The sequence below is a fragment of the Microbulbifer maximicatervae (SeqCode) genome, from assembly GCF_052467325.1.
Map to the genome: position 1 here is coordinate 2,736,593 of NZ_CP174310.1, position 13,843 is coordinate 2,750,435.

Annotated in this window: 9 protein-coding genes; 4 read left to right on the forward strand and 5 right to left on the reverse strand. The window is 46.5% G+C overall.

Annotated elements, in window-relative coordinates; all coding sequences use genetic code 11:
• Positions 1-111: 111 nt before the first annotated feature.
• From ACJJIE_RS12325 to ACJJIE_RS12335, 3 genes are all read right to left on the reverse strand, one after another.
• On the reverse strand, positions 112-2,736 hold the full coding sequence (locus tag ACJJIE_RS12325) for a TonB-dependent receptor plug domain-containing protein (RefSeq protein ID WP_444891886.1): 2,625 nt from the start codon (positions 2,734-2,736) through the stop codon (positions 112-114).
• A gap of 345 nt (positions 2,737-3,081) precedes the next feature.
• The gene (locus ACJJIE_RS12330; RefSeq protein ID WP_444891887.1) at positions 3,082-4,641 is read right to left on the reverse strand and encodes a M20/M25/M40 family metallo-hydrolase; all 1,560 of its coding nucleotides are present in this window, start codon (positions 4,639-4,641) and stop codon (positions 3,082-3,084) included.
• Between the two features lie 473 nt (positions 4,642-5,114).
• Entirely contained in the window at positions 5,115-6,536 is a 1,422-nt protein-coding gene (locus tag ACJJIE_RS12335; protein WP_444891888.1) for an amidase, read from the reverse strand.
• 245 nt (positions 6,537-6,781) lie between these two features.
• Here ACJJIE_RS12335 and ACJJIE_RS12340 point away from each other — a divergent pair, with 245 nt between their 5' ends.
• A complete protein-coding gene (locus tag ACJJIE_RS12340) occupies positions 6,782-7,339 on the forward strand; it encodes a DUF2799 domain-containing protein (protein ID WP_282931481.1) in 558 nt (185 codons plus the stop codon).
• A gap of 265 nt (positions 7,340-7,604) precedes the next feature.
• Here the strand turns inward: ACJJIE_RS12340 and arfB are convergent, their stop codons facing one another.
• Positions 7,605-8,024, reverse strand: a complete 420-nt coding sequence (gene arfB / locus ACJJIE_RS12345; protein ID WP_444891889.1) for an alternative ribosome rescue aminoacyl-tRNA hydrolase ArfB — start codon at positions 8,022-8,024, stop codon at positions 7,605-7,607.
• A gap of 427 nt (positions 8,025-8,451) precedes the next feature.
• On the opposite strand from arfB, the gene ACJJIE_RS12350 reads away from it, so the two are divergent.
• From ACJJIE_RS12350 to ACJJIE_RS12360, 3 genes are all read left to right on the forward strand, one after another.
• Positions 8,452-10,836, forward strand: coding sequence for an autotransporter domain-containing protein (locus tag ACJJIE_RS12350; RefSeq protein WP_444891890.1), 2,385 nt, complete (start codon positions 8,452-8,454; stop codon positions 10,834-10,836).
• Positions 10,837-10,948: 112 nt separating this feature from the next.
• Positions 10,949-11,470 (forward strand): GNAT family N-acetyltransferase, encoded by a 522-nt coding sequence (locus tag ACJJIE_RS12355; protein WP_444891891.1) that lies wholly within the window; start codon positions 10,949-10,951, stop codon positions 11,468-11,470.
• A 159-nt stretch (positions 11,471-11,629) separates the two neighbouring features.
• Positions 11,630-11,920 (forward strand): DUF1540 domain-containing protein, encoded by a 291-nt coding sequence (locus ACJJIE_RS12360; RefSeq protein WP_444891892.1) that lies wholly within the window; start codon positions 11,630-11,632, stop codon positions 11,918-11,920.
• 70 nt (positions 11,921-11,990) lie between these two features.
• Here ACJJIE_RS12360 and ACJJIE_RS12365 read toward each other — a convergent pair whose 3' ends face one another.
• The gene (locus ACJJIE_RS12365) at positions 11,991-13,706 is read right to left on the reverse strand and encodes an AMP-binding protein (RefSeq protein ID WP_282931476.1); all 1,716 of its coding nucleotides are present in this window, start codon (positions 13,704-13,706) and stop codon (positions 11,991-11,993) included.
• Between the last annotated feature and the right edge of the window lie 137 nt (positions 13,707-13,843).

Below are 13,843 nucleotides of genomic sequence, written 5' to 3' on the forward strand. Positions count from 1 at the left end.
TCCCCAAAAACATAAAGACCAGACAGTAACCCGGTTTACCTACCGAGCTACTGCTGTTACTTAGAGCAAGGAACGGGCTGACTCTTTATACCTTACTCCTACATAGACTGCCTAAAACTCTGCGCTTGCACGTACATACCAATAACCACCATTAAATCCAAACGGCGATGTAAGGGCATGACGCACCCCAAGGTATCGCAGCGTTGGTTCCTGCTCATCATCCGGCATTACATCAAATATATTTTCACCACCCAGCGACAATTTGTAATTTTCATAAATGTTAAAAGTCGCTTCGATATCTACGAGAATTTCGCTGCCATATCTATAAGTATCACTGGCGTCTCCTGCGCCAAACAGACCACCGGTTGATTCCCAGCTACTATATCGATTTAAACGCAGGTACCCTTCAAATAAACTACCGGTATCGATATCAAAGGTTAAAGTCGTCCGATCGCTGGGTACTTGATTTTCTAGGTCAAATACTCGCGAGGCATTGATTGTGTTTGCCGCAACACTGGTAACTTCCTGGCGATTGTGATTATGGCGTAAGTCCACCACCAATAAACTCTCAAGAATCTCAAAATCACTAGTAATTGCCAGATCTACACCGGACACTTCCGAGTCATAAGCATTAACGAAGTAATTTGCATTGCTGCCATTAAGAAGTGCCGCATTCTCTATGCCGGCATTTTGCAACAAAAGCACTTCGTCATTCCTAATGGCATTATTGCGCAAGGCCAAGCGATCTTCGATATCGATGTTGTAATAATCAATTGTCATACTGGTATTATCCATTGGAGAAAAAACTGCACCCAATGTAAAACTGGTGGACTCTTCCGGCTCCAATTCAACCGCTCCGAGCGCAGACGCTACTGGATGAGCTACGGGGTAGGTACCGTTGGGTATCAAATTGCCACTGGAATCAGTCGTAGTAGTAACGTTCAAGGTGTTGACCTGACCAGGAGTCGGTGCTCTAAAACCAGTATTCACTGTTGCCCGCAGTGCCAGTTGTTCATTCACATCATATCGAGCCGATAACTTCCAATCTGACGTCGAACCAAATTCATCATATTCCTCCAATCGTAGGGCAGCACCCAAGGTCAATTTATCAGTCACATTGGCTTCAAGATCGATATAAGCAGCAATGCTCTCACTACTGAAACTGCCTAACGCCTCTACAGGGAAACCCTGAAAACCATCTGAGCCCACACCAAAATATGCGGCTGTTGGGCCCACCTCTGTGGATGCAGTATCTCCCCTGCCTATTGAATAGGTCTCTTCGCGCCACTCAGCCCCAAACGCAAGATTTAGTGGGGAGGCAAAAGCCACAACATCAATGGGATAGACAAAGTCTGCATTAAGACTGGATTCTTCCTGCGTGAGCGTTCCCGGCTTAAAGGAAGTAGGAGACAGAATACCCAAACTTGGGTTAATGGAATTCTTCAGAACATAATCAACTTCATTTTCTGCCAAGCGGCCACGCACATCCCACGAGAGACCACTAGCAAATTCCCCACGCGCTCCTACAACAGCGGCAATATCATAAATATCTGCACCAAATTCAGGGTTATAGCCACCGGGGAACTGGGTATAAATCGGATTGCGCAATACGTAGCCGCTGTCGCTGGATGAATCCTCTACCAGATAATCAGACGGGTTAAGGCCCTGCGCTAAAATAGAGTCCACTAAGGATTGAGGCGCCGGATCGGGAGTGTAGTCAATACTGCCCGGGTCCAAAGGATCATTTGGGCTATCTACTTGCAGAGTACCCCTAGCGGTAAATTGATATTCCGGATCGAGAACCGGGCCGCGATAGAAGAAATCTGAAATTGTCTCATTCTGTGAATAACCCAGGTTTCCGTAAAGTTCTACCGAATCCGAGATTTCTAATCCACTATTTACAAAAAACTTTAGGGACTCGACATCAGGATCTCCCCACCGCTGCCCCAAACCTTCCAGAGGCACTAGATTACCCCCCACAACTGACCCTACAAACTGCGCATCCGGCCTTGCTTCACTGCGCCAGGTTTTATCAGCACGAGAAAATTCGATGGTTCCGTTAATAAATCCAGCGTTCCCCAGGGCAAATCCTGTATTTGCCGCAATGCTCATCCGAGTCCCATCACCCTCAAAATACTCCCCTGTCTGTGCGGATAAACTAAACCCTTCAGAATCATCCTTCAGGATAATATTAACGACACCAGCAATTGCATCAGAGCCATATTGCGCTGAAGCTCCATCGCGCAAAACCTCAACTCGCTCAATTGCCATAGAAGGTAATGCCGAAAAATCCACAGCCTGAGCTCCCTGATTGACTGTTCCCAAAGGGGCGAGCTGTAAGTTGACTAGTGCAGAACGGTGTCGGCGGGTTCCATTAACCAACACCAGCGTTTGATCTGGCGATAAGTTACGCAAAGTTACCGGGCGGATAAAAGCAGTTCCATCGGCAATGGGAAATCTTTGTGTATTAAATGAAGGAGCAATTTTTGCCAGGGACTCTGTAAGATCAAAGCTCGCTTGATCGGCGATTTCCTCTCCACCTACAACATCTACAGGAGAGAGCGTTTCGGTAGGAGATACACCTTCTTTGCGTGTACCAGTGGTTATTACCTCTTCCATTGTCTGATTCTCAGTATTGGAGGAATCTTCCCGCTCCTCATCACTGGCATACGCACCAGAGTTAAAAATGGCAATTGCTACCGCCAGCGACAAAGGCCTTAACAAGTAACACTTCATATTCACCACCCTCTCTTATCTTTATTAACGTCAAGCAGAAAACCACCAGATACTCGAAGCAATGCACACCAGAACTAAAATCTGTGCAGGAGCTAGTCACATACTGAAATTTCGTTAATTTGCATCCATGCCAGATGTAAGTGCACACCTCGGTTAGATCTTTTACGCGATTAAATCCCAACATCCAACAAATCAAAAAATTAATGACGCGATATTTCTTTTCAAAGGAGGGAGTACACGTTTAACAAAAACCAAAAACTGTCAAACGTGACTTTTAGTAAGTTTTAAATGCGGCTAACTACAAGAGACTTAATCATAAAATTTAATATGCAAGATCAACGCTGTTTATTGAGGCGTATATGTAACATCAACCTCATAATCCGATCCCAGACGACTATAACCCCGCACCATAAAATAGGCTTCACTCTCACCACTAGGCACGGTTAAAGAACAGTTTTCCGAACTATCCCCTTCATAGGGACGACAATCGTAATAGCGCCAAGTAGGTGCCGCACCAAAACGGACATATAGGTCGGCATCGTTGGTGCCTGTCATGTCTGCAATAAAGTCTGTACCAGGCGTTACACTGAGAGGTCCATAGTGATCCTCCGAACCACGGCCCACATCACCACTAAAGGTTTCTGTTTGTTCCTCACCGGGGTCTGGATCGGGATCCGGGTCGGGATCCGGGCCAGGATCATCCCCTATATAACCTTTGGCCAACTCTGCGACATAGGCCGCAGCAAGCTTTCCAAACTTCACTGCGTGACTGGCATCTCCACCACTATTGGCTAAGGTGTCACTTGAAGTGTGGATATAAGGATTTGAGCCATTAAAAGTCGCCTCAAAAGGGAATGAAACAGGGTAACCTTGGTTGTACCAGGATGCATGATCGGAACAAGCATAACCACAATACGTTGTTGCAACAGTAAGATCACTCAGGTAAGTCTCAGCCAAGTCTTCGAGGAAGCTATTCTGACTGCTATCGGTGTAATCGCCAATAATGTAGATATCACTATTCGAACCATAATAATTAGTCATATCCAACTGCAATGCACCAATCACATTCTTATTCTGTGACTTGTAATCGCTGGCAATATCATCCGACCCCCTTAGCCCCACTTCCTCAGCAGCGTACCCCATAAATGCCAGTGTTTTATCCGGTTTATAGCCTGTACTAACAATTGCATTAATAACATCTGTCAGCGTTGCGATACCCGAAGCATCATCGTCGGCCCCCGGCGCCCTTGTACCTTCACCAGTGCCAAAGCCGACCGTTGAATCCAGGTGCGCCCCAAGTACAATAATCTCATCCGGATCTGTTTGCCCTTCGATAGTCAAAATTACTGAAGGCTGTGCCCAACTGTGGTTATAAAGTTCGACAGAGGCATCACTACGTGAATTCGTTAGTGCCTGCCATTCATCCCTTATCCACTCAGCACCATCTACACCGGTTGAAGTGGTGTAATAGCGATTAGTAAAGTTCGACAAACTTTCAATAGTTGATCGTATATTGGATTCTGAGATTTCTGCCTGTAGGGCATTAACCACATCTGCATTATCAATAGAGTAAGTGACCAAATTATTTATGGTTGTCGTCAGCGATGAAACCTGTGCAGCTTCTGCCTCCTCCAGTGAGTCATGCACCATAAAGCCACCGCAGCGATTATGATTAATATGCATCAGTGTTGATATATCGGAAAGGTTGCTTTCATCAACCTTTAAGATAGTAACTCCATTACGCTCCTCACCTTGGATCGTGAGTGGTTGCTTGGCAACAAGGCTGCTGTTTTTCTTTAACGATTGATAGCCATCACTACCTATAGTTATCCACAGCTCTTCTGCCACAACAGCGCCGGGGAGTGCAAGAACCCCAACCAAAGATCTACTAATAATTTTTTTCATTATCTTCTCCACATTGAGTTAGCCCTCTGCGAATTCCAAACATCTCAAAAACACAGGCAGGCAATAAATACACATGCAAGAAGCCTGCACAAAACAACAGTTTTGAATATCAATAATATTCAAATAATATAAAAAATATCGAGAATGGAACGACACGCCTCACCAACACACAACCACAGACAATCCAAAAATATTTTTATTATTCAAATTTTGAAAAGCGCAGAGAGAACAAACAAAACCGGGTTGATCAACCCGGCAAGGAAAAGCTAGCACATTCAAATAAATACTAAAACAATTTGGCACAATTCAACGTAGGAGCCGCAACAAACTATAAGTCGATCACATATATACAAAAAACATAGAATATAAAAAGATTATTAATAGCAAATGGAACTAGGAGTAATTTCTGAACTAAAGAGTTTTTTAGCCCTTTATCTTAATTGGATCTACGAGATTATTTTCAAGGCAGTGACTTACACAAAATTCACCCAATCGGGAAGCACCAATTTTAACCCTTGCCGACTTTGCAATGCAGCGGCCGCACATAAAACCATCTCATCGACATATTTCCTACCGACGATTTGCAAGCCAATAGGCAGGCCACTGGATGAGAAACCACAATTCAGCGATATTGCGGGATGACCGGATAAATTGAAGGGATACGTATATGGTGTCCAGGAATACCAAAGAGAACCGGGGGCCTTATCCGGCATATTAAGACCCGCAGCAAATGCTGTAATAGGCAAAGTCGGGGTTACCAACAGATCATATCTCAGAAAAAAGTCCTGCAATCGCTCAACAAAGTTATCTCGCCGCTTCAATACATCGAGGTAACCGGTTAAGGATATTCTGTCTGCTTGCTCTGCAACCTCCAGCAACTGAGGTTCCACCAACTGGCGTCTTGCACTATCCATCCCCCTCAGGGTACTCCCGATACCCGCACTAAACAGGCACCCAAAAACTGCACTTGAGTCATCAATACTGGGGGCAACTTCTACAACGTCGGCACCCATTTCTTGGAACAGCATGACACTGTCAGAAACTCTACGCTCAACTATAGGGTCGGGTTCGACATAGCCAAGACTGGGACTATAGGCAATACGTAACTCTTTTATGCCATCAAACTCCCCCTCCCCAGTGACAGCAAGGAAATCTATTTCACGTCGAGGTATTGCACGGATATCCCGATGATCCGGTTCACTGATGACATTCATCAACAGCGCACAATCCTGCACAGTCGAAGCCAAGGGTCCCACCTGCGCCAGAGAGGAGAAAGCCCCCAAAGGCCAATGGGGAATCTGCCCAAAACTAGGTTTAAATCCAACAACCCCACAGAAGCTCGCTGGAATCCGGATAGATCCACCACCATCGACTCCCAACGCCAAGGGACTCAGCCCCAATGATACGGATACAGCAGCCCCGCCACTTGAGCCACCTGAAGTCTTATCCCTGTCCCATGGGTTTCTCGTGATACCATCAATGGCATTATCTGTAACCGCTTTCCACCCAAATTCCGGTGTCGTGGTTTTCCCTATTGGCGTATAACCGTGGCGCTGTAATGCTGCAATACTAGGGGCCGTACACCCTAGCGTCGTTTCTGGATCAATAGTTTGGGAACCAAAAACTGTCGGCCACATGGGTGTATAGAAAACATCCTTTATTGCTACTGGCACCCCGTCGAGCATCCCTTTTACGGCACCGGACATATAACGTCGCTCAGATTCACGCGCGTAGGCGAGACTCGTCTCGCAGTCAATTAAGCAAAAAGCATTGACATGTCTATTTAGACGTTCAATTTGGCTGAGCAATTCTTGGGCAACCTCAACTGGCGAAAATGATTTCGCTCTATATCCCCGCAACATTTCAAGGGCTGTCATCCCAACAAAATCGCTCATCGACAAGGACTCTCAATTACTGATTAGCTGACACCATCAGACTAGTCGCCAATAGATAATTACTAGAGCACCCCCGCGAAAAGACTTAGTGAAATGATTTCACACTATCCTATATCTTCAGCTTCCAGACAGGATTTGGGAATTAAGCTATAGCGAAATCACCGACATGGAAAACCGCTGTGAAATTGACTTCTACAACTGCCCTCTGCTTTCTTTTTGCGTCGTTGATTTCAGGATGTGCCACAATGAGTAAAGACGAATGCTATGTCGCGGACTGGCAGGCAATCGGATATGAAGATGGTGCAGCTGGCCGGGACCTTTCTTACTTGGGAGCGCGCCGCGAGTCTTGTGCAAAGTATGGAATATCAGTCAAAACAGAGGCATACCGCAATGGGCGGGGTGAAGGGCTTGAGCTTTTTTGTACCGAACTGCGCGGGTTCGACCAGGGGCGCTCTGGCAACAACTACAACGGTGTTTGCCCTGCAGATCTCGAGGGGTTATTCCTGAAGGGGTACAACTCCGGCCAGGATATTTTTCTTGCCAAAGCAGCCGTCGAGGAACTTGTGTCTACAATTCATGACCTGGAATTGCAAAGAGAGCACATTCTTGATGACATGACAGAAATTGGTTCGCTATTGATGGATGAGACGATCGACAACTCTGAACGGGTGACACTTCTTGCCGATATTACTCGTTTAAAGGTTAAGCATTCAGAGCTGGGTATGGAAATCACAGACTTGCAATTCGAGCTAATGCAACGGGAAGCGACATATCAGAAAGTTCTAGCCCACTCTCCTTACTAATAGTTCCTCAACCATAAATCTCTGTGGACATTTAAATCTGCAGAGATTCATCCCACTTCCATTTACCCCTGCCAGCTACCACCAACCAGCCACAATTGCTTCAAGAACCTAATGATACCGGTTGGCACAAAATGCAGAAAATAAATTATTTTTACAAATGGCAGGATGAAACAAAATTTGTTGGCCTTTGATGGTCGGTCAAAAAATTGTACCAAAGAACCAAATAATCAAAAAAATAGCTCTCCCCCTCAAAGAAAACCTCTGATCAATGCTGGTCTTTTACCCTGCCTCTCATTGATTTTACCTGGGAGCGGTGGTTTTTTGCTTGTAGACGACGCTCTTTGGCGCCACGACTAGGCTTGGTCGCCACGCGAAACTTAGGCTTAAATGCGGCTTTATCCACCAACTCCTGCAACCGCTCCAAGGCATCAGCACGGTTTTTTTCCTGAGTGCGAAACCTCTGCGCCTTGATGACCACCACTCCATCAGAGGAAATCCTACGGTCTTTTAACTTTAAAAGGCCTTCCTTAATCAACTGCGGAAGGGAAGAAGCCTTAATGTCAAAGCGCAGATGAATTGCACTGGAAACTTTATTTACATTCTGGCCGCCGGCGCCTTGAGCACGTATCGCACTCAGCTCAATCTCATCTTGAGAAATTGATACCCCACTTTTTTTAAAAACCATAAATATCCAAAACCCGAGCTACTTCATTTTACTAAAAATGCAAAAACCAATGACAATTTTGCCCAAATAGTGCAGCTATTAACCAGCCCCGCTACACAGATACAATTCGCCATTGACAGAAATCAATTTACAAAAAAATACTTTCTATAAAGTGAGAGTATCAAGGGGTAAACCTCATTTACCAGGAAACCTGTATTAAGTAATATTGCGTCAGCCGAATAAAAGCTATTAAAACGTCCGTAAAGGCCGGCTAAAACATGCGAAATTACTTGTGACTTATTTCAAAGTTTCAGTCAAATCCGCTAACATTGCCTAGCTCCTTTGAAGTATTGGAGCAAAGAACAATAAAGACTCTCGCCCTGTAGTTTCCTCTGGACTGCTCCCGATGTCTCAGCGGGTGTGAGATTACCGCGACAAGGAGAAAACCATGCATAACGCCAAGCGTAGCCTCGCAGCGGCCATTGCACTCGCAACAATGACAAGCTCTGCGGCTTTTGCCGAAGACACAGCCTTTTCCCAGGTTATCGCCTTTGGTGACAGCCTGACCGATGTCGGCAACTACGATGTATTCACTAATGGCGGCGACGACCGTGAAGTTGCAATCAGCATCTTGTCGCAGAACTTAGGTCTGGGTGAAGTAACTCCCTCCTGTGCAGATTTAACTCTTTGCCTGCCCAATATCGATCTGACCGATACCAGCATGACAACAGAAGAACTGCTGGCGGAAGCTGAAGTACAAGTATTGGAAGCTTTCTCCAACTCTGGTAACGGCTGGGCCGTTGGCGGCCACAGAGCAGCAGATGTCCTACTGAATGTAATTGGTACTGAAAATTACTATGAGTACCTGAGTGCCAACGGCCTGACTTATGACTCCAGCATTCATAACTTTGCCAGCGCGCTACTCCCAGATCCAACCCGCGAAACCGATACAGAAATGTACGCGGACCTGACCCAGCTGGCACTGATACTTCAAGGGCCTTCTATTGTTGCAGAGTTAACCGCAGCTGCTGAACAATATGAAGCTGCCGGCGATAGTGACACTGCCGCTTATTACACTGCCCAGGCGGAGGCTGTTCAGGCTCAGATCGATGCAGCTCCTGCAACTATCATCGCCGACTCAGGCACAACCGGTAACCCGCACCCTCTGGGCCTGGGCTACCTGGAAAGCACCCTGGGAAGCACCGATCACAATGCGCTCTACTGGGTAAATGGCGGCGGTAATGACCTGCTTAATGGCTTTGCCAATGTCGTCGCTGGCACATCTACTATCGACGAAGTAACTGAAGATCTCTCCCTCGCATCTACCATGCTGGCGAGTGCAGCTGGAGCCCTATCTGACGCTGGCGCCAACTATATTTTGGTTTCCAATGTACCGGATATCAGCAAAACCCCAGGGGTTTATGCTGCCGCTTATGAAGCGGTTTACTCCAGCGATGATGCAGCGACACTAGAAGCTGCTGTTGCAGCTGGATTGATGACTGAAGATGAAGCCACTGCCGAGTTAACTGCAGCTATCGACAGCATTTTACTGGAAGCCAGCGCAGCTTCTGAAAGCTTTAACTCTGATCTATTGAGCAAGGCCAAGGATATTGATGGCGTGCTGATGGTAGACCAGGCGGGCTTACTGAAAGTCGCACTGAATAATGCGGAACTACTGGGCTTGGCCGGCGATGTTGATCAAAGCCAATACTGCTACGATGACAGCGGCAACGACTGCATTGAGCACCCAGTATACGGCATTGATGGCTCCGACCCCGATGCGGACCAGCTGATTTTCAATGACAGCGTGCACCCAACTCAAGTTGGCCAGGAAGTTCTTGCCGACTACTACACCGCTATCGTAAATGCAGCCCAGGTTGCCGGCCAACTGCCGGATATCGCTATACAAGCTGGTCGTAGCCACACCAATAGCCTGGACGAGAGTCTGGCGAGTGTTCGTTATCGCTCTGCTCAGACTGGCGTTTTCGCTGGTAGCTCCCTCGGCAACATTGACTACGACACTGACTACACCGCCAATGTCAGAGGTGATGGTTATTCGAATGTCCTCGGTATGACCTTTGCTTTGCGCGATAACGCTGAGATCGGTTTTGCCGTGAGTCGCTCCAATATTGATGTGGACAACTCACAACTGGCTATCGAATCGACTTCTACCAACTACAGCGTATTCGGTCGCATGCACTACGACATCTTCTTTGTCGAAACCAATGCGACCTTGACTGATGTGGACTATGACGAGGTTAGCCGCTCTATCTCCCTGGGTGATACTTACAATGGTGACTTGACCGGTAGCACCTCTGGTGAAAACCTATCTCTGGGCATTACCGCGGGTGCCAACCTGCTCAGCAGCGAAAGCTTCCAGTTTGGGCCCTTTGTGAGCTTCACCAGAGTGACCACTGATGTAGATGGCTATACCGAAGATGCTATTGAAGGGTTCACCTACACCGACCTGAGTGGCAACGAGCTCGATCCCCTGGGTATGAACTATGGCGATCAGGATCGCCGCTTGAGAAATATGCGTTTTGGTGCTTTCACCAATAAGAGCTGGGATAACATCAATGCCTACGCAGAAATTTGGTACGAAGATTCCAATGGTACCGAAGAAGACACTATCGAAGTGGGCGTTAAATCCATGGAAGGCAACATGAATGCGATGCCAAGCTACGCCAGTGTTGACGAAGGTATCTTCAACGGCGGTATGGGTATGATTGCTGGTATTCGCTGGCAAGCGGCTGACACCATTGCCGTAAGTGCAACTGTTGCCTCCCGTCCAACAACTGAATCTGCATCCGTTAATTTGACCTACCGCTTCTAAGTGGTAACTGTGCCCCCAACCGGGGGCACATCCCCCTCCCTACTTCTCACCTCCAGTAATTGACGCACCTCGGCCTCACCCGATTTAATCCAACAGAAATAGAGATCATCAAATGCTCAAATTGGAAACTTCCAGCTTGGTTATTCAAGAGTTAAATGAAGATCGAGATACTATGTTAATGCTGGCATTACTTAACGACTCTGACTTCTTGCAGAATATTGGCGATCGCGGAGTTCGCACTGAGGTTGAAGCTCGTCACTATATTCTAAACGGCCCTATCGCCATGTATCGCGAGCACGGCTTTGGTATGTACAAAGTATCTTTGAAAGATGGCACAGCAATAGGTATCTGCGGATTGGTTAAACGGGATGGACTCGATGGAGTGGATATCGGCTTTGCCTTTTTGCCCGATTACCGTGGCCGGGGCTTTGCTCTAGAGTCCGCGCAAGCCGTAATGGCATATGCCAAGAAGAAGTTGGGATTTCAGCGAATCCTTGCTATTACACAGCCAGAAAATACACCATCTATTCGACTACTAGAAAAGCTTGGCTTGAACTGCGAGTCAAATGTTGCCTTACCGGGTGAGACTAAAGAATTATTATTAATGACCTGGCAAAAAGAAGCGTCAAACTAAATAACTTTCTGCAATATAAATCAGATTCTAAAAAACATTTAGCAACAAATACTGCAGCTCAATACTGAAAGTAAAAATTCCCTACAGATCATATGGTTTTCCATTGACATGTAAGTATGCTGAGCTAGTCTCCAACTTACTATTAAGGAGAGGACTGCCATGATTATCGCAACAGATATGCCAGAAGTCAGTCAATGTGCTGCCAGCCAATGCGCTTATAATGCCAACGATGCCTGCCACGCCAGAGCAATTACCATTGGTGATGGCGCAGATCCCGACTGTGATACTTTCTTCACAAATTCTCGCCACTCAAGCAGCTCTCGCACCGCCGGTGTCGGCGCCTGCAAAATGGAAGATTGCAAATTTAATGATGACTTCGAGTGCTCAGCAGAAAGTATTCAAATTGGATTGAGAGGAAATTCCCAACACTGCCAGAGTTACACCCATTAATTAGACTATTAATAACTCAATAAAAAGCCCGACTTAAAACTCGCCGGGCTTTTTATTTCTACTCGATTTGTTAACTTACAGGCTCAAGTGAAGCCTCTTTTGAATCCACTCCAACTGAAGTACGAGGCTCCCACACCACCCCTAAGGTATCCACATGCTGTTTAAATAAGGGCTGATAATGAGCCTCAAGCACCTTTCGCTTAATTTTCAATGTCGGCGTCAAGAACTCATTGAGGGGCGTCCATTCTTCCTTGGTAATAAAGATGGTCTTAATTCTCTCATGCTGCGGCAATTTATCATTCACGGAGGCAAGCAGCTTCTGTAAATGCTCATTTACCTCCTCACGCGCTAATTTTTCAGCAGACTCAGAAATAGTCACCAACATCACAGGCTGATCCATGCCATGCCCAAGTACACACAGCTGAGCCAATGATGTCTCATTACCAAAATAACCTTCGAGACGACTAGGCTGAATGAATTTTCCTTTACTGGTTTTAAAGGTCTCTGAAATTCGACCGGTAATATGAACTAGGCCGTCTGCATCAATAAAACCTGAATCGCCTGTGTGGTAATAACCATCCCTTATTACCTCCGCTGTTTTTTCAGGCTCTAGATAGTACCCTTTCATCAAGGAGTCACTCTTGAAAAGTATCTCCCCATCTTCAGAAATTTTGACTTCACATCCATGATAAGGCTTACCAACCGTTCCCGGCACCGGGTCCTCTCCCGGCGGTGCAAAACAACCATAAATAAAGTTCTCAGTCATTCCATAACCATCCGCTACCTTCATCCCCATGCGGTGGTACCAACGAAGCAATTCAATGGAAATAGGGGATGCACCACTAACCAATATTTCGGCATCATCCAGCCCTAAGCCATTGCGAACTTTCTTTCTCAGCCAGGTATTAATTCCCGGAATGCGCAGTAACACCTCTTGCAGTGACGGCGGAATTTTCTCGTCAATCCCCTCTTTAAACTTGGTCCAGAGCCGGGGAACCGAGAAGAACATCGTTGGACGCGTGCGCTTTAAATCCTCAAGGAAAGTATCCAGGGATTCTGGGAAGTGAATTGGTGTACCCGAATATAAGCAATGGAATTCAACCAGTATTCGCTCTGCGGCATGGGCTAGAGGCAAATAGGAAAGAACGCGATCATTCTCATCCATTCCATAACCGCGGATCATATTCGGAGAGACAAAGACCACTGAAGACCAGCTATGCATAACGCCTTTTGGATTGCCGGTAGTTCCAGAGGTATACATGATCGTGAAAATATCATCCAGACCGAATACTGGTTTTTCCTCATAGCGCTCACTATCTTTGATTAAGGTTTCCAGGTCCTGATCACAACGGATTTCACAGCGCTGGATAGCGACGGAAGGCAGCATATCAGCGACTTCCTGCAGAGCAGCATTATTGTCAGTGGCACCACAAAAAAGCATCTTCGATTCTGAGTGCTGTAATACATAGGTCATCGAGGAGACAGATTGGCCCGGGTAAAGTGGCACGCTGATCATTCCCGCCAACATGATACCCACGTCCACAATGATCCAGTCCGCACAGTTCTTACCGTGAATAGCGATGCGATCACCGGGCTCGTACTTGCTGCGTAAATAGCCAGCGATCCTCCGAGCCCGATCCATTACCTCACCCCAAGTATAATCTCTCCATTGGCGCTGCTGCATTTGGCGAAGAAAAACGGTTTCAGCCTGCTGAGCCTCCCTCCGGTAAAGAATCTCCAAGGGTTGCAGGTCTTTCACCTTCTCGTACTTTTCTTCTGGGGTCATCGCTAGTCCTCTCTGATTATTGTGTTTTTTTAATTATGGATAACGTTATATGTCCGGGTAGACTGCACCAATATGCAGCATACCGTAGACAAAATTACCAAGGTTGCTTAGCACTAAAGTAATTAAATAACGACTTT